Annotated in this window: 19 protein-coding genes; 14 read left to right on the top strand and 5 right to left on the bottom strand. The window is 35.8% G+C overall.

From position 1 onward, the window contains the following. Nucleotides 1-700 precede the first annotated feature (700 nt). The 6 genes from F3J23_RS13710 to F3J23_RS13685 all read left to right on the top strand — a co-directional run bounded on the left by F3J23_RS13710 (nt 701) and on the right by F3J23_RS13685 (nt 10,916). Nucleotides 701-1,087 (top strand): GxxExxY protein, encoded by a 387-nt coding sequence (locus tag F3J23_RS13710; protein ID WP_167029892.1) that lies wholly within the window; start codon nt 701-703, stop codon nt 1,085-1,087. After that, nucleotides 1,080-3,539, top strand: coding sequence for a beta-mannosidase (locus F3J23_RS13705; RefSeq protein WP_167029890.1), 2,460 nt, complete (start codon nt 1,080-1,082; stop codon nt 3,537-3,539). The genes F3J23_RS13710 and F3J23_RS13705 overlap by 8 nt, the downstream gene beginning before the upstream one ends. 191 nt (nt 3,540-3,730) lie before the next feature. Further along, on the top strand, nt 3,731-4,639 hold the full coding sequence (locus F3J23_RS13700) for an AEC family transporter (protein ID WP_167029888.1): 909 nt from the start codon (nt 3,731-3,733) through the stop codon (nt 4,637-4,639). 182 nt (nt 4,640-4,821) lie between these two features. Beyond that, the gene (gene priA / locus F3J23_RS13695; RefSeq protein ID WP_167029885.1) at nt 4,822-7,269 is read left to right on the top strand and encodes a primosomal protein N'; all 2,448 of its coding nucleotides are present in this window, start codon (nt 4,822-4,824) and stop codon (nt 7,267-7,269) included. 162 nt (nt 7,270-7,431) lie between these two features. After that, nucleotides 7,432-8,901, top strand: a complete 1,470-nt coding sequence (dacB, locus tag F3J23_RS13690) for a D-alanyl-D-alanine carboxypeptidase/D-alanyl-D-alanine-endopeptidase (RefSeq protein ID WP_167029883.1) — start codon at nt 7,432-7,434, stop codon at nt 8,899-8,901. Between the two features lie 83 nt (nt 8,902-8,984). Next, nucleotides 8,985-10,916: a M1 family metallopeptidase gene (locus tag F3J23_RS13685; RefSeq protein ID WP_167029880.1), complete on the top strand. Its 1,932-nt coding sequence runs from the start codon at nt 8,985-8,987 to the stop codon at nt 10,914-10,916. 55 nt (nt 10,917-10,971) lie between these two features. Here F3J23_RS13685 and F3J23_RS13680 read toward each other — a convergent pair whose 3' ends face one another. Further along, entirely contained in the window at nt 10,972-11,850 is an 879-nt protein-coding gene (locus F3J23_RS13680; protein WP_167029878.1) for a cupin-like domain-containing protein, read from the bottom strand. 157 nt (nt 11,851-12,007) lie between these two features. Here F3J23_RS13680 and kbl point away from each other — a divergent pair, with 157 nt between their 5' ends. The 4 genes from kbl to gldG all read left to right on the top strand — a co-directional run bounded on the left by kbl (nt 12,008) and on the right by gldG (nt 16,380). Further along, nucleotides 12,008-13,204, top strand: a complete 1,197-nt coding sequence (gene kbl / locus F3J23_RS13675) for a glycine C-acetyltransferase (RefSeq protein WP_167029876.1) — start codon at nt 12,008-12,010, stop codon at nt 13,202-13,204. Between the two features lie 165 nt (nt 13,205-13,369). Next, nucleotides 13,370-13,921, top strand: a complete 552-nt coding sequence (locus F3J23_RS13670; protein WP_167029873.1) for a CopD family protein — start codon at nt 13,370-13,372, stop codon at nt 13,919-13,921. 58 nt (nt 13,922-13,979) lie between these two features. Further along, nucleotides 13,980-14,708, top strand: coding sequence for an ABC transporter permease (locus tag F3J23_RS13665; protein ID WP_167029870.1), 729 nt, complete (start codon nt 13,980-13,982; stop codon nt 14,706-14,708). Nucleotides 14,709-14,712: 4 nt separating this feature from the next. Continuing rightward, nucleotides 14,713-16,380 (top strand): gliding motility-associated ABC transporter substrate-binding protein GldG, encoded by a 1,668-nt coding sequence (gldG, locus tag F3J23_RS13660; RefSeq protein ID WP_167029867.1) that lies wholly within the window; start codon nt 14,713-14,715, stop codon nt 16,378-16,380. Between the two features lie 139 nt (nt 16,381-16,519). On the opposite strand, the gene F3J23_RS13655 is transcribed toward gldG, so the two are convergent. Further along, a complete protein-coding gene (locus F3J23_RS13655) occupies nt 16,520-17,158 on the bottom strand; it encodes a hypothetical protein (protein ID WP_167029865.1) in 639 nt (212 codons plus the stop codon). Nucleotides 17,159-17,268: 110 nt separating this feature from the next. Further along, nucleotides 17,269-17,697, bottom strand: coding sequence for a DUF4268 domain-containing protein (locus F3J23_RS13650; protein WP_167029862.1), 429 nt, complete (start codon nt 17,695-17,697; stop codon nt 17,269-17,271). Between the two features lie 174 nt (nt 17,698-17,871). Here F3J23_RS13650 and F3J23_RS13645 point away from each other — a divergent pair, with 174 nt between their 5' ends. The 4 genes from F3J23_RS13645 to F3J23_RS13635 all read left to right on the top strand — a co-directional run bounded on the left by F3J23_RS13645 (nt 17,872) and on the right by F3J23_RS13635 (nt 19,762). After that, nucleotides 17,872-18,279, top strand: coding sequence for an RrF2 family transcriptional regulator (locus F3J23_RS13645; protein ID WP_167029859.1), 408 nt, complete (start codon nt 17,872-17,874; stop codon nt 18,277-18,279). An 88-nt stretch (nt 18,280-18,367) separates the two neighbouring features. Beyond that, the gene (locus F3J23_RS21725) at nt 18,368-18,502 is read left to right on the top strand and encodes a hypothetical protein (RefSeq protein ID WP_262888155.1); all 135 of its coding nucleotides are present in this window, start codon (nt 18,368-18,370) and stop codon (nt 18,500-18,502) included. Between the two features lie 38 nt (nt 18,503-18,540). Further along, nucleotides 18,541-19,383 (top strand): sulfite exporter TauE/SafE family protein, encoded by an 843-nt coding sequence (locus F3J23_RS13640; protein ID WP_317167726.1) that lies wholly within the window; start codon nt 18,541-18,543, stop codon nt 19,381-19,383. A gap of 88 nt (nt 19,384-19,471) precedes the next feature. After that, nucleotides 19,472-19,762: a putative quinol monooxygenase gene (locus F3J23_RS13635; protein ID WP_167029853.1), complete on the top strand. Its 291-nt coding sequence runs from the start codon at nt 19,472-19,474 to the stop codon at nt 19,760-19,762. A 73-nt stretch (nt 19,763-19,835) separates the two neighbouring features. On the opposite strand, the gene F3J23_RS13630 is transcribed toward F3J23_RS13635, so the two are convergent. Both F3J23_RS13630 and F3J23_RS13625 read right to left on the bottom strand, forming a co-directional pair. Then, on the bottom strand, nt 19,836-21,104 hold the full coding sequence (locus tag F3J23_RS13630; protein ID WP_167029850.1) for a T9SS type A sorting domain-containing protein: 1,269 nt from the start codon (nt 21,102-21,104) through the stop codon (nt 19,836-19,838). A gap of 194 nt (nt 21,105-21,298) precedes the next feature. Continuing rightward, the gene (locus F3J23_RS13625) at nt 21,299-22,099 is read right to left on the bottom strand and encodes a T9SS type A sorting domain-containing protein (RefSeq protein ID WP_167029847.1); all 801 of its coding nucleotides are present in this window, start codon (nt 22,097-22,099) and stop codon (nt 21,299-21,301) included. Nucleotides 22,100-22,163: the final 64 nt, after the last annotated feature.

Here is a 22,163-nt window from a genome sequence, read left to right as displayed (position 1 = left end):
CGTTTTATTTTAAGGTTGCAAAGAAAAGCGACTCTGTCGCTGATGAAGTGTGGTAAATAAGGCAAGAGCTTTATCTAATCGATTGAAAATCGATTCATTCTTAGCTGCCTCAAAATATATTATTATAAAAATAAAGCTTTGCGTTCCAGAAATAAAGTGCTTTATATTTAACAAAAATAAAAGTTGAAGTAAAAATGCATAGGATTATGGCTTTTAAAATTGAAAAATAAACGCAAAGCTTTCTTAATTGAACGTTTTATTTTAAGGTTGCAAAGAAAAGCGACTCTGTCGCTGATGAAGTGTGGTAAATAAGGCAAGAGCTTTATCTAATCGATTGAAAATCGATTCATTCTTAGCTGCCTCAAAATATATTATTATAAAAATAAAGCTTTGCGTTCCAGAAATAAAGTGCTTTATATTTAACAAAAATAAAAGTTGAAGTAAAAATGCATAGGATTATGGCTTTTAAAATTGAAAAATAAACGCAAAGCTTTCTTAATTGATCATTTTATTTTAAGGTTGCAAAGAAAAGCGACTCTGTCGCTGATGAAGTGTGGTAAATAAGGCAAGAGCTTTATCTAATCGATTGAAAATCGATTCATTCTTAGCTGCCTCAAAATATATTATTGTAAAAATAAAGCTTTGCGTTCCAAAAATAAAATGTTTTACATTTAACAAAAAACATAAAATACACAAATGGATGACAGAAAACGAATTATCTTACAAAATAATAGGAGCTGCTATAGAAGTGCATAAAAACCTAGGTGTTGGCTTATTAGAAAATGCATATGAAATGGCTTTAGCTTATGAATTAAAAAATCAAGGGTTTAATGTACAGCAACAAGTTTATTTACCATTAAGATACAAAGATATAACTGTAGAAAATGCTTATAAAATTGACTTGATTATAGAAGATAAAGTAATTGTAGAAGTTAAATCAGTATTAGAGTTACATCCTATCTTTTATTCGCAGACATTAACCTATTTAAAACAAACCAATTTAAAATTGGGACTGCTTATTAATTTTAACAGTGAATTGATTAAATACGGAATCCATAGAATTGTAAACAAACTTATTAATGAATAAAACTATCCTTTTTGCCTTTCTTTTCATTCAGAATTTTGTAGCTGCACAGTCTTTGGAAAGAAATCTTTCCTCTGAAAACTGGCAGTTTAAAAACCAGAAAGACCAAAACTGGCTTTCAGCAAAAGTACCCGGAACAGTTCATCTGGATTTGATGAATAATAAAGCCATTTCAGATCCTTTCAAAGACGAAAATGAAAAGAAAGTACAATGGGTAGAAAATGAAGACTGGGAATATCAGACTCATTTTAATATTTCTCAAAAAGAATTAGAAAACCAACATGCGGATCTTGTATTCAACGGGTTGGATACTTTTTCAGAAATCTACCTTAACGGGAAACTGCTGAAAAAGACAGATAATATGTTCAGAAAGTGGGAAATTCCGGCGAAAGAATGGCTGAAAAAAGGAGATAATGAACTGAAAATTATATTCAGATCTGCCGTTGAAGAAGGAAAAAAACTTGCTAAGCAGGTTCCTTTCACAATGCCGGAATCTCCGAGAAGTTTTGTAAGGAAAGCCCAATATCAGTTTGGCTGGGACTGGGGACCAAGGCTTGTAACGGCAGGTATATGGAAGGATATAAAAATTGAATTTTGGAATGCCGCCAAAATTGAAACAATAAAAATTGAACAGAAGAAGTTATCAGATAAAAAAGCTGAGTTAGCTATCCATGCTTCGATTTTAGCAGAAAAAGAAGGGAAGTACATCTTTATCATCAATAATAAAACGAATACGATTGATTTAAAGAAAGGGAAAAATCAGCTGGAAATTCCTTTTACGATTCAAAATCCAAAGCTTTGGCAGCCTAATGGCTGGGGAGAGGCTTATCTCTATGATATGAAATTCTCATTACATAAAGATTCGGAATTGCTCTCTGATGAAACTATGAAATTAGGGTTGCGAACAGTAGAACTTATACAGGAAAAAGACACCAAAGGAAAATCATTTTACTTTAAGGTTAACGGAAAACCATTGTATATTAAAGGAACCAACTGGATTCCTGCAGATAGTTTTTCACCAAGAATTACAAAAGAAAAATATAAAAAGCTTATCGGGGATGCCAAAGAAGTTCATATGAATATGATCCGTATCTGGGGTGGCGGGATTTACGAAGATGATGAATTTTATAAAGCCTGCGATGAAAACGGAATCTTAGTTTGGCAGGATTTTATGTTTGCAGGAAGTTTTTATCCCGCAGATGATATGTTTTTAAATAACGTAAAAGAAGAAGTAAAAGATCAGGTCAACAGACTTCAGAATCATCCTTCAATAGCCTTATGGTGTGGAAATAATGAAATTGATGAAGCCATTGTCAACTGGGGATATCAGAAGCAATTCAAATATTCAAAAAATGATTCCCTGCAGGTGTGGAAGGATTATAAAAAATTGTTTCATAACTTGATTCCCAATACGTTAAAGGAAAATCTTACAGCAGATAAAAATATCTATTGGCCAAGTTCCCCTTCCATCGGGTGGGGGCATAAAGAAAGTCTTACAGAAGGAGATTCCCATTATTGGGGTGTTTGGTGGGGAGAGCAGCCTTTTGAAATTTACAATGAAAAGGTAGGCAGATTTATGTCGGAATACGGTTTTCAGGGAATGCCGACTCTTGAAACAACAAAATCTATGTTTTCAGGAGCTCCGGATCTGAATTTACAGAATCCGAGTATCAAAGCCCACGAAAAGCATGCAAGAGGTTGGGATATCATTAATGAATATATGAAACGGGATTATAATATTCCAACAGATTTTGTGAAATACAATTACGTTTCCCAGTTACTGCAAGCCCGCGGAATGCAGATTGCCATCGAAGCTCACAGAAGAGCAAAACCATATAATATGGGAACTTTATACTGGCAGCTTAACGATTGCTGGCCTGTGGTTTCATGGTCTTCCATCGATTATCTTGGAAATTGGAAAGCATTCCACTATCAGGCAAAAAGAAGCTTTGAGCCTGTAATGGTGTCCGTTACAGAAACAGATAAGACCTATGATATATATGGTATAAATGATGGACTTAAAAAGTCGAACTTCAATTTGAAATTGGAACTGACAGACTTTAACGGGAAAAAACTCTGGGAAAGTAACAATTCCGGAATATTAAAAGAAAATGTGAGTGAAAAAGTATTGAGCATCCATAAATCTGATTTTGCTCCGTTTGACTTGTCAAAAGCTGTTTTAAAAATTTCGGAAGCAGAGCTGAAATACGAAAAACTATTCTTTTTTAACAAACCGAAAGATTTAAAACTTACAAAACCAAACATTACAATCAAAAAGATATCTCCAACTGAAATTGAAATATCCACTGATGTTCTCGCAAAAGATGTTTATCTGATTGGAGACACTCATTTCAATGATAATTTTTTTGATCTTCTGCCCAAAACTACAAAAAGAATTATCCTCTCAAAACCTTTGAAAAATGTTGAGGTGATGAGTCTTTGGGAAACGAATTAATTAAAAAATAAAGATACTATTTACTTAAAGCTTTGTAAAATCAGCGTATTCTGCAAAATCCGCGAGATATAATAAAATACCTGTATTCCAATACTACCGGAACTTAGCAGGAATTCTACCCAAAAAAGTATAGATTTTACCTTTCCAACTCAAAAATCAGCCGTAAATTTGTATCATATTTCTTTACAGTTATGGTAAATTTTGTTCTTATTGCAGTGTGCATTATGGCAGGAATGATATTCAAAGCAACAAAATCTATCCACCCGGATGCTCATAAAGGCATCAACACCTGGATTCTTTATCTTGCTCTTCCGGCAGTTTCATTTAAATATCTGCCTAAAGTACAATGGACGACAGAAATGTTATTTCCGATTGTTGCTACATTTCTGATCTCTGTTTTCTGTTTCTTTTTTATGATGTTTTACAGTAAAAGCAGAGGCTATTCAAGGCGTTCGAGAAGTACATTGGAATTGGCAAGCGGATACAGCAATACCTCTTTCATTGGTTTTCCTCTCATCAGCGCTTTTTATGGGGAAGGGCTCTTAAGTATTGCTATTATTTGCGATCAGACCATGTTTTTTGCCCTTTCAACTCTTGGAATTATTGCTGCGGTTAAAGGAGGAAGTAGATCAGGAAAAGTAAGTGCTTTGTTTATTTTGAAACGACTGGTAACATTCCCTCCGCTAATTGGTTGTATTTCCGCATTGATATTATCACAGTTTATAGATTTTACAGTGGCAGAGCCGTTTTTTGATAAACTGGCAGCAACGGTGAGTCCTTTGGCCTTATTCTCAGTTGGGTTACAGCTGAAGTTCAACGGTTGGAAAAAACTGATTCCACAAATGTCGATGTCTATGCTTTACAAGCTTGTTCTGGCTCCGGCAATGGTCGTAGGGTTGGCTTTACTATTTAAAATAAAAGGAGATATTGCCAAGATTACAGTATTTGAAGCCGCTATGCCAACTTTAGTAACCTCAAGTATTATTGCAGAACAGTTCAGATTAAATACAAAATTGACGAACCTGATTATTGGAGTCAGTATTATTGTCGGATTTTTTACATCTGCATTTTGGTATGAGATTACAGAGTTCCTTTTTTAATTGAAGGAATGTACCCTTTATATCCCACGTTTCTCGTTAAGAATGATTTTAAATGTTTAATCTTTCACAGCTTTTGTGGTTAATCTCATCGTTGAAACAAGTATTCTGGATAGCGCAAAAGAATGTATGTAAAGTTGCAGTTCTCTGAAGAAAAAATTAATTTTACAGTTTAAATATTTCCCTTGCAATACGCTCAAATTGTTTTACCTCTGAATTTAAAAGGATCTTTTACTTATAAAGTTCCTGAAGAACTGATGTCCAACATACAACCCGGAATGCGGGTGCTGGTTCCGTTTGGAGGAAAGAAAATTTATACGGGAATTGTTTTTGAACTGCATGACAATGCGCCGGAAAGCTTTGTGGCAAAGGAAGTCATCAGTATACTAGATGATCAGCCGATTCTTCCGGGGGAGCAGATCAGCTTCTGGAACTGGCTTTCAGGATATTATCTGTGCAGCCTTGGTGAAATTTACAGATTTGCTTTTCCTTCATCTCTAAAACTTGAAAGTGAAACCTATCTAAAATTAAAACCAGGTGCAGTTGTAGATTTCGAAAACCTTGATGTCAATGAAATGTACCTGATTCAAGCGTTGGAGGTCAGACAGCTGATCAATCTGACAGATATTGAAGCATTCATTCCTAAAAAAGAGATCATTAAGACCATTAATTCACTGATAGATCTGCAGTATATTGAAATTGATGAGAAGATTGCTGAAAAATATAAAGCAAAGGAAGTAGCCTATGTAAGAATTAATAGTGATATTTTGAATAATCAGAGTCTTACTGAGATTCTTTTGAAGCTGAACAAGGCTCCAAAGCAAAAAGATCTTTTTCTTGCCATTCTTGAGAAACAGACTGAACATCCTGATACCCCTATCAAAAAAGCGGAACTGTTTGAAGACGGATATTTCGGAAGCTCCCATTTCAAAGCACTTGCAGATAAAGGCCTTGCGGAAGAATATTATATGCAGAAAGACAGGATTGAAAGCTATGAGGGAGAAATAGAAGAGCTGGAAGAGCTTTCCGAACAACAGAAAACGGCAAAGTCTGAAATAGACGAAGCTTTTGAAGAAGGGAAGAATGTTCTGCTTCATGGCGTTACTTCATCCGGAAAAACCCATATTTATCTTGAGAAAATTGACGAATGTATCAAAGAAGGAAAAAATGTTCTGTTCTTACTGCCTGAAATTTCTCTTACCAAACAGATCACACAAAGATTAGAAAAAAAATATGGAAGACAACTGGGGTTCTATCATCAGAAACTAACCGATTTTGAAAGAGTGGAAGTCTGGAGAAGAATTAAGCAGAATGATATCCGTATTCTGATCGGAACGCGTAATGCCTTGTTTCTGCCTTATCAGAATTTAGGACTTATCGTAGTGGATGAAGAACATGATTCTGCATACAGGCCAAGAGAAGTTTCACCTTATTTTAATGCAAAGGATGCTTCACTGGTTGTAGGTGGGTTTTACAATGCAGGAGTAATCTTAGGATCTGCCACACCTTCTGTTGAAAGCTATTACCGAGCCAGAAAAGATAAAATGAAATATGTTTTCCTGAATGAAAGATTCGGGAATGTTAATCTGCCGGAATATGAGCTGATCAATTTCAAAGAAGCTCAGGAATCTAAAAAGGTTTCCGGGAATTTTTCTTTGAGACTTATTGAAGAGATCAAAAAGACAATAGATGAAAGAAATCAGGCTATTGTCCTTCACAACCGCCGTGGTTATGCCAATGTAGTGGAATGTGAAAGCTGTGGATATGTGAATTACTGCTCCAATTGTGATGTCGTAATGACGTATCACAAAGCTGCCAACGAAATGAAATGTCATTATTGCGGGCAAAGAGCATCGAAACCGAAAACTTGTCCGAAATGTTATTCGGAAAACCTAAATGAAAGAGGTGTAGGAGTTGAACAGATTCATGAAGAAGTTTCTAAATTATTTCCTGAAAATGAAGTGGACAGAATGGATGTAGATTCCATGCGTAAAAAGTTCGCTTATGAAAAGCTATATGAGAAGATTGAAGACAGGGAAACCGATATTATCGTAGGAACACAAATGATTTCCAAAGGATTGGATTTTGATCATATTGAACTGGTTGCCATTCCTAAAGCGGACTCCTTATTATATGTTCAGGATTTCAGAGCGGAAGAAAGAGCATATCAGCTGATCACACAGGTTTCAGGAAGGGCGGGGAGAGTTTCAGGGAAAGGAAAGATTCTCATTCAGACCTATAATCCTGATCATTCCGTATTTCAGCTGATTAAGATGAATAATCCGGCGAAAATTTATAAATATATTCTTACAGAACGTCAGAAATTTCATTATCCGCCGTTTACCAAGCTGATCATGATAGAGCTTAAGCATAGAAGAGAAGATAAAGTAGACCGGGCCTCCCAGTTTCTGGGTTCTATCTTAAGAAAATACCTTCCGGAAGATTGTGTTTTGGGACCGGAAAGGGCTCAGATTGCAAGGCTTAACAATTTATACCAGTTTCAAATTATGCTTAAACTTCCTCGGGGGAAAAACTATGAGAAGTTCAAGAATATGGTTTTGATAAGTTTGAAAGAATTTGATGAAATCACTGCATATCAAAGCATTAAAAAAGACGTTTTTGTGGATTTTTAACAATTTTTAACAAAATTTACACTCTTTTATAATGGGGCTGTGGTCCTTTATATAACAATAATTTCTACTTTTGGACGTTGATTAAGTGTTTGGCTTTTTAATTGAATGATTTAACCTATCATTTTTTATAGAGTCAAAACCTATAGAACAAAAAGAAGATAGATGGTAAATTTCAGAAAATATATTTCAAGCGCGGCGGTGTTGGCTTCTGGTCTTTTCCTGGCTCAATCTACCGTTTCTACTGTTCTTTATTCTCAGAATTATGACAATCAGAAAAGCAGTTTAAATCTGCCCTCACCGGTGAGTTCGGTGGTGGAAAAAACTGTTTTGTCAGCAAAAGAACTTGTAGACATTAATGTAAACACAATGATGGCGGATCCTGTGCTGAAAAATGCAACCTGGGGATTCGTTGTGTATGATCCGAAAACGAAGAAAGTGATTTCTTCGTACAATGAAAACACTCCTTTAGTTCCGGCTTCCACTACCAAATTGCTGACAACAGAGACGGCTTTAAACCTTTTAGGGGAAAACTACCGTTGGATGACTCAGCTGGAGTATTCGGGAACAGTAGACGAAAATGGAGTTTTAAATGGAAATCTTTATATAGTAGGAAGTGGTGATCCTTCTTTGGGAACCAATAAAGCAGGAGCTTCTTCTTACAGGGATATTATTTCAGATTTTATAGGAGGACTTTCACGTGAGGGAATCAAAAAGGTAAATGGTGATATTATCATTCAGACAGCGCTTTTCAAAGGTAATATTTCAGTGCTTCCGGAAAATGTTGTATGGTTGGAGAACAATAATTATTATCTGCCGGTAGGTACAACACGGGGAATTAATCCTGCAAACGAAAAATTGATCGTAAAGAAAGGAGGCTTCTCTACAGAAAAGAAGTTTTTCTACGTTTCTCCTTATGCCCACCAAATGGTGTATGCTGAAAAGTATGACGGAGACGGTCTTTTAACAACAAAACTTCCTGACGCACCGGCTTACCTTGCCAATTCTTTCAGAACAACAATGGTAAAAAGCGGGATTCCTGTTACAGGGAAAGTAAGCACCAAAATGACAGATACTGCTCCTGAAAACAGAAAAATGCTATCTGCGTATAAATCTCCCACTTTAAGTGATATTATTTATTATACGAATCAGCATAGTGATAACTCACTAGCTGAAGCCTTGTTAAGAACAGTAGGTTTCCAGAAAATGGGTGACCAGACTTCTGAATCAGGAAGAATAGTAGTAACCGATCACTTAAAAAATGCCGGGTTTGATATGAATGGCTTGAATTATATTGATGGAAGTGGCCTTTCAAGAAGCAACAATGTAACTCCAATTTCTCAGGTGAAGTTCTTAACTTCTCTGATGGACGAAAAGTATTACAGATCTTATTTAACTTCTCTGCCGATTGGAGGGCAATCCGGAACTTTAAAAAGAATGTTCATCGGGGGCGGGAACGGACAGGTTTTTGCTAAAACCGGAACTTTAAATAAAGTAAAAACATTGGCAGGATATCTGAAAACCAATTCCGGGAAAACTTTAGTTTTTTCTTTAATGGTTAATAACTATTCAGGTTCCGTAGATATGGTAAAAAAGAGAATGGAGAAGATTCTTGAACCTGCATTGGATCTCTAAAAATATTTTATTTTATATATTATAACAGCCTTTTAATCATTGATTAAAAGGTTTTTTTTATATTTGGTTAAATATTTCGAAGTATGAAAAAATTGTACCTTCTCGCATTGGGATTCTTATTGTCTCAATCGTTTTATGGGCAGAAACAGGACCAAAACATAGATAGAAAAGGGCTGTTAGAAAAGGAAAAAAAATCCTTTGCCCACAAAATGAACATTGGAAATGTGAATCCCAATACCCTGAATTATGACCTTCAGTATCAAAGAATGGATGTTACTCTGGATCCTGCGGTCTATAATATTTCCGGTTCGGTGACTTCTCATTTTAAACCCACTCAGAGTTTGGGAAGTATTTATTTTGATCTTTCCAATTCATTAACGGTTTCTCAGGTGCAATATCACGGAACCAATATCACGAGCTTTCAGCAGCTTTCATCAAAGGAAATAAAGATCGATCTTCCGGCTTCCATTCCTGCCAATACATTAGACTCTCTTACCATTTATTATTCGGGAGCTCCTTCCACGGCTAATGATGCTTTCAGAACCTCTGTTCAGGGCGGTACACCGGTTCTTTCTACTTTAAATGAGCCATATGGTGCTCAGGACTGGTTTCCAACCAAACAAAGCCTGAATGATAAAATTGAGAGATTTGATTTTAAAATTACCACACCATCACAATATAATGTGGCAGCTAATGGGAAACTGATGTCTGAAACAACCCTTCCGAATAGTAAAAAACTTACCTTCTGGAGAACGATGTATCCAACACCAGCCTATCTGATCGCACTTTCCATTACCAATTTCATTAAGTTGAATGACACGATGGGAAATCCTCCGTTCCCATTTGTAAATTATATTTATCCGTCTACTAATTCGAATCCTACCAGTATGGCGAATATTGAATGGACGAAGCAGATCATGAATACTTTTGAAACTTATTTCGGTACATATCCATTCCGCAATGAAAAATACGGCCATATGGAGTTTATGTATGGTGGAGGAATGGAGCATCAAACCATGTCTTCCATGGGAGGGTGGAGTAAAACGCTTATTGCTCACGAGCTGGCCCATCAGTGGTTTGGAGATAAAGTAACATGCGGCGCATGGAATGATATCTGGCTGAATGAAGGTTTTGCTACTTTTGGAGAACATGTGGCCTATGAAAAACTTATCATGTCAAACACGGAATTTTTAAGTTATCTGCAGGATCAGGTAAATTATATTACTGGCAGTCCAGGAGGTAGTGTTTATGTTCCGGATAGCGGCCTTTCCAGTATAAACAGAATTTTTGACAGCAGACTTTCCTATGCGAAAGGAGGTTATGTCTTGAGAATGCTGAAATGGATTTTAGGAGATACTGCTTTTTATCAGGCTCTTAAAGATTATCATAACAGACCGGCATTGGCCTATAACTATGTAAGAACTTCAGACCTTAATGCCTCTTTACTTCAGTCTACAGGAAAAGATTTTACAGAATTTTTTAATGATTGGGTGAATGGTGAAGGATATCCTACCTATACCATTAAATGGATGCAGAACGGAAATCAGGCATTATTCAATGTTTCTCAGACACAGAGTAGTTCAACAGTAAGCTTTTTTGAAATGCCTTTACCGGTTAAAGTGGTTGGAGCAGCCGGACAAACCGCTTATCTGGTACTTAATAATACATCAAATAACCAGAATTTTCTGGAATCTGTTCCTTTCCAGATTACAAGTGTTCAGTTCAATTATGAGTATCAGATCCTGGAAAAAAACTCTACGGTTACCAAAGACAATACATTGAGTGTTTCTTCAGTAGATAAAGACAATTTTGGTTTATATCCTAACCCTGCAAAGAATGAACTTTATCTGAAAGGAATTAGTAAAGCAGCCGATTTCTCTATTCATGCAATTGACGGAAAATTGGTAAGAAGAGGAACTTATCAGCCGGGTAAAGCAATCGGAATTACAGAACTGGTTCCCGGTGCTTATATTTTCACGATTGGTGAGAAAAATATCAAGTTTATTAAACATTAATATTTCAGGATCAAATATGATTTTGTGATAAAAAATATGATACAATAAGAAGCTTTCAGATTTGAAAGCTTCTTTGTTTTCTGGCAGCTCTTGCTCCTCTTATTTTAGCTTTTTTTACTTTATATTCGAACCATTTTTCTTTGAAAATCTTACGCATCAGATTATCGAAATGCCTTGTGATCACCAGGTTTTTAAAGCCACGCCATTTTTCAAGTGAGCTTGAAGGAAGAGCTCTTACAGAAACAGAATATCCTTCCGTATCATATTGTATATAATGCCACCATCCGGATGGAATATAAAGTGTTTCTCCCGGATGGAGAATGGCTTCATAGCCATTTAAATAGAGCAGGGCTGGGTATTTTCTGTAATCAGGGTTTTTAATCTGAACAAGGCTGTGAAAATTATATGGTAGTTTATACATAAAATCAGACTGTTCCCACGGAAACAACCAGATTCTTTTAACTCCCCGGAATTGGGTGATAAACACATGCGACATGTCAATATCAATATGATTTCTGGTAACGGAACCTTCTCCTCCGAAAAACATAAAAGGCAGCCATTTTAATATCTTACCGTCTGTAACATCGTTGTAAATGATGTCGTTTTTAAGTTCAGGTCTGATTTTTAATAAATTAAATAGGAAAAGTCTGTGTTCGGTAGGGCGTTTTGTGATCAGATCCAGATATTCTGAAAATGTGGTCTGCGCAACTGGATCACTTGCAACTCTGTCCAGAGAATCAAGTTCACTGCCATAAATATTGACCATCTGATCTCCTGCAACTTCTTTGAAATAATCATAATTCCACTTTTTAAAAGCAGGACTTTCGGGATTTATAAAATTTTCAAGAATGGTAGGAAGCCTTGATTTCATATAGCTTTTGATAAAGGTTTCTGAGTTAATTGACTTTATTTTCTGTACCTGCTTTAATCTCATGCTTTCAAATTTTAAACAAATATAAATATTATCCTACTAAATTAGTAGACTATTAATGTTAAAACTGAATGTAGGATCAATTTTTTAGAATTAAACTTATAAAAGGTTTTATTTTACTGCCTTTTTAGTAAATTAGCACATCTAAAAAATTACTAAAATGATCTCTGAAAAATACCTTCAACATTTACAGAATGAACTTCAGAATATTGAGAATGACGGACTTTACAAAAGAGAAAGAATCATCACTTCTCAGCAGAGTGCAGAAATAGAAGCTAACGGAAAAAAACTTTTAAACTTCTGTGCCAACAATTATCTGGGATTATCCAACAATCCGGAAGTTATGAAAGCTTCTCAGGATATGATCCAGTCTCATGGGTACGGAATGTCTTCTGTACGTTTTATCTGTGGAACTCAGGATATTCATAAAGAGCTGGAGAAAAAGATTGCAGATTTCTTAGGTCTTGAAGATACGATCCTTTATGCTGCTGCTTTTGATGCAAACGGAGGTGTTTTTGAACCGTTATTCACTGAAGAAGATGCTATTATTTCAGATGAACTGAACCATGCTTCAATTATCGACGGGGTTCGCCTGTGTAAAGCAGCGAGATACAGATATAAAAACAATAATATGGCTGATCTGGAAGCTCAGCTGATTGCAGCTTCTGAAAAAAATCACCGTTTTAAAATCATCGTTACAGACGGAGTTTTCTCTATGGACGGTATTGTGGCTAACTTAAAAGGAGTGTGCGACCTTGCTGATAAATATGATGCTTTGGTAATGGTAGATGATTCTCACGCCACAGGTTTTATTGGTAAAACAGGCCGTGGAACACATGAAGCCAACGAAGTAATGGGTAGAGTGGATATCATTACTTCTACATTAGGAAAAGCTTTAGGTGGGGCTTTAGGAGGATTTACCTCCGGTAAGAAAGAGATCATCGATATGTTGAGACAACGTTCAAGACCTTATTTATTCTCAAACTCTCTGGCTCCGGGAATTGTAGGTGCTGCTTTGAAGGTATTGGATATGATTGCTGATGATACCAGCCTTCGTGATAAAGTAATGGAAAATGCAGACTATTTCAGAACGGAAATGAAAGCAAAAGGTTTTGATATTCCTGACGGAGATGCTGCAATTGTTCCGGTAATGCTTTATGATGCGCCGCTGTCTCAGAAAATGGCTGAAAAACTTATGGATGAAGGAATCTATGTAATCGGGTTCTTCTATCCTGTAGTACCGAAAGGAAAAGCAAGAATCAGAGTACAGCTTTCAGCTGCTCATACAAAAGAACATCTTGATAAAGCGATTGCTGCTTTTGAAAAGGTTGGAAAAGAGCTGGGAGTGATCTCTTAATTGTGATTCTACTAATGAAAATATAATGTTCGGCTCGGGCAGCTTTGCTGCCCCGAGCCGAACTATTTTTTATAGAAATCTATTTTTAATTATATTTTCCTGATCAAAAGAAAATTATTTTTAAAAATTAGATAAAAGCTTATCTTTGCTGTTAATTTTTTCTGAATGCTTTACACTATAATCAAAGCGCTGCACATTATTTTTATGGTAAGCTATTTTGCGGGAATTTTTTATCTCGTAAGAATCTTTGTGTACTATAAGGATACCGATGAATTTCCGGAAGAAAAAAAGAAAATTCTGAGAGAGCAGTATACATACATGGCCAGAAGGCTGTGGAATATTATTACCGTTCCGGCGGGTGTCATTATGGCGGTATGTGGACTAGTCATGATATTCCTGAATCCGGGACTGATGAAAATGGGCTGGTTCCACTTAAAACTGACATTCCTTATCGGTCTTGCCGTTTATCATTATTGGTGCTGGAAAAAAGTACTTCAACTAAAGACTTTAAACGGGAATACAATCCCTACGGCCAATATCAAACTCAGACAGGCGAATGAAATTGCAACCTTCATTCTGTTTCTTGTGGTATTTACCGTTATTCTGAAATCAATGGTAATTGAATACTGGTGGCAATTAATCACAGGATTTTTCGTTCTTGTATTTCTGATCATGATGACAGTGAAACTCGTTAATAAAAATAAAAAAAACAAATAATTGTGAGGTAGGGTGTATGCATTAATACATTCATCCTTTTACATTTTACAAAAAAACTATGATTGCAATTTTAAAGAAAGAACTTTGGAGTTATTTCGGAAACTGGAGCGCATGGGTGATCATTGCTGCTTTTAGTCTGATTACGACTCTTTTCCTGTTCTTTTTCGACAACGATTCTAATATTTTTGAGATCGGAATGGCATCTCTTCAGAGCTATTTTGTATTGGTTCCATGGCTGTTAATGTTTATCATTCCGGCGCTTTCTATGAAGACTTTTGCGGAAGAACAGCAAACAGGAACACTCAACTGGCTTTTTTCACAACCGTTAAAAGTGTCGGATTTGGTGACAGGAAAATTTTTGTCTGTATGGATCGTCGGGATTCTATGCCTTATTCCATCTCTAATTTACCTTTATACCGTATATGTTCTGGGAGTTCCTGTGGGAAATATAGATCTTGGAATGACCTTCGGAAGTTATTTAGGGTTAATTATTTTAATTGCAGGATTTTCGGGAGTGGGGATTTTAGCTTCTTCATTATCACAGAATCAGATCATGGCTTACCTGCTGGGTGTTTTTATGTGTTTTATCATGTATTTTGGGATCGAACAGCTGGCAAGCTATAAACTATTGGGCGGAGCAGATTTTATTCTTCAGAATATAGGATTTTATCAACATTTCTTAGGATTCACAAGAGGTCTTATTGATTTTAAAGATGTTGCTTATTTTATACTTATTATCGGTGCTTCATTAGTATTGTCGAATCATTTTATTAACAAAAAGAAGTAGAATTATGAAGAAGATCAATGCTAAATCTCCACTGGGAATTTTCTTATTTGCTATAATTCCTTTAGTTATTATCCTGGCATATTCAGGAATCAGATTAGACTTAACAAAAGAAAAAAGATATACTCTTTCTGACAATACGATTAAAGTATTGGAATCCGTTAAAAAGCCGCTTACTGTTGAGGTTTATCTTGAAGGTGATTTTCCGGCAAGTTTCAAACAGCTGCAGAGTGAAACGAAGTTTATGCTGGAGGAATTCAGAAAGATCAATCCGAAGATCGATTTTAAATTTATCGATCCTATTAAAACAAAAATGTCTCAGGACACCCTTATGGCTATGGGAATGCAGCCTTCAATCCTTCCGGATGTGAAAGACGGCAAAATCTCGCAAATCACCCTTTTTCCTTATGCTGTAATCAAACATGGAACTGATGGAGTTTCCATACCTTTAGTAGTACAGCAGGCAGGTATTGATGCAGATGAGCAACTGACAAGGTCTATTGAAGGACTGGAATATAACCTTGTTTCCAATATCAAAAATATTGCTGCCGATAAGAAGAAGAAAATCGGGATTCTGGTGAATCATGATGAATTGAGCCCGGAAGAGTTTCAGGGTTTTGTTCAGCTGGCATTGGAAAATTATGATGCAGGGCCAATTATTCCTAAAAATCAAACAGAACTTTCATTGGCAGACGTACCATTGTTAAAGCAGATGAGTGCTTTAGTGATTGCAAAGCCAAGAAAAGCCTTTACGGATAATGAAAAAGTGATTCTTGATCAATACATAATGAACGGAGGGAAGACACTTTGGATGATTGACGCAGTAAATGCGGAAATGGATACTTTAACAAGATCTAAAAAAGTGATGCCTTTCCCGATTGATATCAATATGACGGATTTCTTTTTCAACTACGGCTTAAGAATCAATCCGGCATTGGTGAAAGATGTTAAAAAGTTTGCTTTATTGAGACTCGTAACCGGAGAAGTAAGCGGAAATCCTCAGTATACAAGCTTACCCTGGCCATATTATCCTCTGGGAATTGCTGAAAACAACAATCCGATTACAAAAAATATCAACCCTGTGAAATTTGAATTTCCAACTTCCATTGATACATTGGGAAGAAAGAATATCAAAACAAAGGTACTTTTCGAGTCCAGTGAAAGAACATTGCTGAAACAGGTTCCGAATTATGTGGATCTGAAAGAAATTGCAAGCGTAGACAGCCTTGGACAAATGGAAAAACCAAGCACACCAAAGATCTTTGCAGTTGCTTTGGAAGGAAAGTTCAACTCTGCTTATGCTTCAAGAATTGAAAGAAAATCTTATCCTGGCTTTAAAACATCCAGCCCGGAAAATAAAATGATTGTTATCGCAGACGGAGATGTCGGAAGAAATAAAGTAATCAAAGGAAAACCGCTTCCGTTGGGAGTAGATCTGATGACCAATGAACAGTTTGGAAACGAACAATTCCTTAGAAATGCTTTAGATTACCTGTTAGACGACAGCAACCTGATGGAGCTAAGAAACAGAAATATTGAAGAAAGACTTCTGGACAGGTACAGAATTACAGAAGAAAAAAGCCAATGGCAATGGTTTAACTTATTGCTTCCACTGGCAGTTATAGGCCTTATCGGAGGATTATTCTTCTGGCTGAGAAAGAAGAAGTTTGGATAAAAATAAAAGAAGCCGTCTCACTTGTGAGACGGCTTCCAATTTTGTTTTTACAAAATAATATTTTTTCTGTCAGCGAAGAAGTTTGAATTCTCTTCCATATAGTAAATAATTAGTTGATTTGGGTATTAAGAGAGAATTATTATTTCTGATAGGCTTCTTTAGGAAGTAATGCAGCGGTTTTATAATAGCTGATATCCGTTGCGATACGTTCTTGAAGATCCTGGAAAGTATCATAATCATAATGTGTCCAGTTTTCCTCATGTTCAGGATCAGATGTTTTATCAATGGCTAATTCCAGTTTTCCGTCTTCCTGATAACTGCATTCTATAGCCGCGTATTTTTCACCGTTCTCATCGTTGGTGTACCAGCATTTCACCGTTCTTTCAAGTTGTGGCTCCTGAGTTTCATTATCAATAACCTGGGAACATATAAAATTTTCAGGATCATCTGTTTTGAAAACAGTCTTTGAAATTAAGGGCAGTTCGTCTACAGATAAAGAATAAAGTTTATTCGTGGAAATAATAAATCCGTCATCGGTTTCTTTTTTTTCAATATCAAAGAAATCGGACTTCTCTTTCAGATAATCTACTACCTGTGATTCATCTTCTCCATCACTTAGAAAATAGTTGATATTATAAATACTGTCTTCATTGATAAATTCAATCTCTTTTATAAAATCAGAACCTTCCTCGTAATAATACAGATGATATTCATCTAGTTTCATAGCATTGCTCTTGGAGATAACTTCTCCAAAAATGTTTTTGTACACTTTTCTCATTTTTAGTCATGTTATTTAGTTTCATCTATTAGTTTAAGTGGTATAAGCAAAGATAAGATTTCTTTTTTATCTCTACTTGGGCATTAAACGGTAATTATTTCACAAGTATTCTATATATCCTTTATAAAATCCTCATATTCATAATAAAACCTTTCGAAACCTTCCATTTTGTCGAAAAAAAATTCAAAAGTTTCCTGCCAGGTATTTTTATTAAAAATGGAAACATTATGTTTCTCTACCCATATTCTGCTGATAACCTTGCCATTGTCCAAAGTGAAATACTCTTCTTTCTGAAAATCTCCTATAAAATCCTTTAAGATATCTTCCAGTGACCAAATCTTTTCGTAATAGGCATTCCGGAAGATTTCATCTTTCATTTCGATATCTAACGAAACCTCTGCCTTTTTATTATCGGCAGAAAATTTAAATGCCATATCCTTGATTTTGGTATCATAAAGAATCCATTTTCTGGGAAACGATTTTCCGAAAGCTGTCCAAAATTCTTTTTTTAGTTGCTGTGCCTCTTGTTTACTGAACATATGGCAAACATAATGATTTAATAGGAGAAAGGCAAAAATGTGGTAGCTAAAGCGAAGCTGAAAGAAGGTATTATAAAGAAAACGGAATATATTAATTGGTTTTTGCAGTGCACATAGAGGTGTTAGCTTTCTTCACTTTTTCACATATTAAACAATTTTCTTATTTTTGCTGTAATGCTTTCAAAAAAATCTCAATATGCGTTTAAGGCGCTTTCATATCTTGTAGAAAAAAGAAATGAAGGCCCGATTCTTATTTCTGAAATTGCGGAACACAAAAAGATTCCTTTAAAGTTTTTAGAAAATATTCTGCTTGAACTGAAAAAAGCGGATATCCTTGATAGTAAAAAAGGGAAAGGCGGAGGTTACTTTTTCAAAGAAAATCCTGAAAATGTAAAACTTGCCAAGATCATCCGTCTTGTTAATGGTCCCATTGCCATGCTTCCTTGTGTAAGTCTGAACTTTTATGAAAAATGTGAAGATTGTAATGAAGACCACTGCGGGCTTCATGATGTATTGATTGAAGTACGGGATGCCTCACTGAATATTCTTGAGAAAAAAACTTTAATGGATCTGGTCGACTGACCTGATCCTTTTTTTTGAATTATTAGTCTACTTATTTTGTAGGGTAGATATTTTATCAGATATTTGCAAGACTTCAAATGAATAAACTATGATTTCAAAAGAAGATACAACCAGATTACAAAAACTTACGGTCTTCATTGGAACAGGAGATCCTGCCTTAGCACACAGATCATTAATCCTGGAATTGTACGTTAATACCCCAAATGATTTTGTAAAATGGTAATTTCAAGAAAAATTCAAATAAGGCTTAATGTTCTTTTTGTGACTACAGTTATTTTGCTCATTACGGTATTTTCTATGTACGAGCTGGGATATCTGGATGACCTTTTGACTATTTTGGCAAAAGATAACCATATTTTTTACTGGATGCTGCTGGTAGGCGTTTTTGCCGAAATAGTTGCAGGATCAATGGGAATGGGATATGGTGTTATCTGTACTACAACACTTCTGCTGCTGAATATTCCTCCTCATATTGTAAGTGCAAGTATTCATTCTGCTGAAAGTTTCACAACTGCCGCGGGAAGTATAAGCCATGTAAGGCTTAAAAATGTGAGCAAAAGTCTGGTAAAAAAACTGGCAATTCCTGCCGTTATCGGTGCTGTTATCGGAGCCGTCTGCCTTACCTATCTTGGGGAATATTACGCCAAAATCACAAAAACAATAATTGCTTTTTATACTCTTTATCTCGGATTTCAGATTTTCTCAAATGCTTTTAAGGAAAAACAGAACAAATCGCTTAAAAAGAAAACAAACCTTACAAGATTAGGGGTAATCGGAGGTTTTATAGATTCATTTGCAGGGGGTGGCTGGGGACCTTTGGTAACCGGAACTTTAATCAAAAATGCATTTACTCCCAGATTTGCAGTAGGTAGTTCTACGGTAGCCAAATTTATACTGACAATAACCGCCGCTGTTACTTTTTTCTTTACCCTTGGAATTCAGCACTGGAACATTATTCTCGGGCTTTTGATCGGAGGTATTATTACCGCTCCTTTTTCTGCAATGCTTACAGCTAAGCTTCCTGTTAAAAAAATGTTTCTGATTATTGGTTTGCTGGTTATTGTTATGAGCTCTATAACTATTTATAAATCAGTTTTTAATTAAAAAATAGGCTTGCTGTGGAAAAATAAAAGCTGTAAATTCTATTTCGGTTTTGAAAATATTTTACTTTTACATGACTAAATATTAGAACATGAATTTACATATCATTGCACTCTTTAAGTTTAATGAAAATTATCTGATGGAAGCTGTAGAGCTGTTTCAGAACCTGGTGAAAGAAACAAGAAAAGAAGAAGGCTGTCTGCAGTACGATCTTATTGAAGATAAAGATAATAAAGGCACCTTTTTCCTGATCGAACTTTGGGAAAGCATAGATCATCATAACAGACACAACGGGCAGGATCATCTGCTGGATTTCCGAAAAGATGCTTCCAAAATGATGGAAAGCTCAACGGAAGTGTACAAAGGATTTAAAATATACTAGAATAAAAGGCGGTTTCAAGATTCTGAAACCGCCTTTTTATTAGAAAAAATAGAAAGTATTAAAATAAAATATCTTATTTTACAATAAGCTTTTTCGTCTCCGATTGGCCGCCGTAAGTAATTTTAACAAGATAATTTCCTGAAGTCAGATAAGATAGGTTCAGATCTTGCTTGTAAAACCCAGCCTGATTGGTAAGTTCTGCAGAATATACTTTTTTTCCGGTAAGGTCAAAAACTTCTACATTCCCTTTGTTACCCGCTTTTTCTTTTATGTCAAAAAGAACCGTTACTTTTTTATCCGCTGTAGTCGGGTTTGGATAGATTCCGAAAGAAGCCTTTTTCCCTACTTCGGTAATTCCTAAAGTTTCGGTGATCTTTTTGTATTTGAAATACATATTTCCTGTGGAAGATCCTCCGTTGGTTGTAAAATACATTCTGTAGTAATCGCTTCCCTTCTTAATATAATAAACAACATCGGAATATGCATTACCAATACCTTTCCAAGAGTGTCCTACCGTGGTGATATTGGAAGAGAAACTCGCATTGGCAGGAAGGGTATATGCAGCTGTTGCTTGAGTCTCCGGCTGCACTTTAGCCACGGTCACAGTAGGTGCCTGAATAGCTCCGGAGAGCGGGTACATCATAATATTGTTATAGAATGTGTAATATTTAGTGAAGACGAAATCCCATGCACTTTTGGAAGGTTCAAGATTATTAACTTTGGCTCCTGTGGTGAAAGAGAAATAGTTAAAATAAGCGTCATCCGTTCCGTTTGCTATAGTTCTGGTTTCAGTTGCATCCCATGAGTTTCCATTCCACTTTGAATATTTGAATGTATATCCTCCGAAATAGTCAAGAATAGCAAATTTGATATAGGTTCCGTCAGAATATTTTAAAACAAAAATGATTTTTCCATCTATGTGATGTGTTGCACCATTATATTGTCCCCAGCCGTAAGGAGCCGATCCTTGTTCAAACGCACCATCCTGGAGAGAAGTTGTCTGATCCGGATTATAGATAGGACTTCCCCAATTGGATACATTTGCAATATTGATATTGTCCCAATCTGCAAGATTATTGGAAGCTTCATAAACTTCAATATCTTGTGCATCATTCACTCTGGATCCGAAATTCATTGAGGAATTTCTGAAGAACGCAATATCCCAGCTTTTTGCAGGCTGAGAAACCATATTACCATCTGCCAGATTGAAAAAAACACGGTTTTGGTATCCCTGTCCCATTGTCATGTTTACTTGTGAATATCCCAATGCATCAGTTTGTGCTAGAACTGTCTGCTGAACAGAAAGAGCAAACAATGAAGCCAATAATAGTTTTGTTTTCATAATTTAATTTTTTACATCCTTATTTAGAATTATTCTACAAAAGTATATATTTATTTTTAATGATTCTAAATAAAAACATGATTTTTATCGTGTTTTCTTTTGATCATATATTAAAGCAGGGGATTATAGAGTAAAAAAAGCCGGCAGGAAAAATCCTGTCGGCTTTGAAAAGGTAAATAATAGTCTAATAAACCTTATTTTTTGATAAACTTAGATTTGATTTCTTTCCCCTCGGTAGTTTCGATAAGCATATAATAAACGCCGGGCTGAAGAGTACTGATGTCGAAACTTTGGCCGTTCAGTTTTCCTTCCGCTGCTTTTTGACCTGAAGCAGAATAAATCTGGATATTTTTAGGATCCTTTCTTGTTCTAAACTCCAAAGCAGTTTGAGAATTATTCATAGCAAATCTGATTTCTTCATTGGATTTCAGGTGGTCAGAAACAGACAGGGTAGATGAAGTATTGTAAACTACATTATCAATTTGTAATGCAGTATGCACAATGGTTGGTGTAAACTTGAAAACAATATAGGTAGAGGTGGATGCCGGTACGGAAACGGTATAGGTCTGCATGGTTTCACTCGTTAAGGAAATTGGAGCTCCCAATGATACAAAAGTGGTCATATCTGTCGGGTTTGAAGCCAGTCCTATCTCTAGTGTTCCGTTACCGTTGGTTCCTGTGCTTTTTGCAGCTGAAAAAGAGAGTGTTTTGTCACCTGCAGGAGCTATGATTTGCGGAGTGATCAGGTATGAGGGTGCGCTTGAATTATTTCCTGAATAAGCCTGCACTACTTTATCTGTAGTAGCAGTTACAATCATCAGAGGAGCAGGAGGGAAAGGCATTGGATTAGGGGCTAGTACAGCAGACCATCCGTTTTGAGGAAAAGTATTATTTCCTGCCGTAAAATTGTCAAAATTTTCGTTGAGTGTTGAAACCTGAGCGTTTGCTGCAGCTGCTGTGAACATTAAAGCTCCTATAAGTAATTTTAGTCTCATAATAGATTTTATTTAGAATTATTCTACAAAAATATATATTTATTTTTACTTGTTCTAAATAAAG

The organism is Chryseobacterium sp. Tr-659, assembly GCF_011752975.1.
Taxonomy (GTDB): Bacteria; Bacteroidota; Bacteroidia; order Flavobacteriales; family Weeksellaceae; genus Chryseobacterium.
This window is presented reverse-complemented; position numbering and strand designations above follow the sequence as displayed.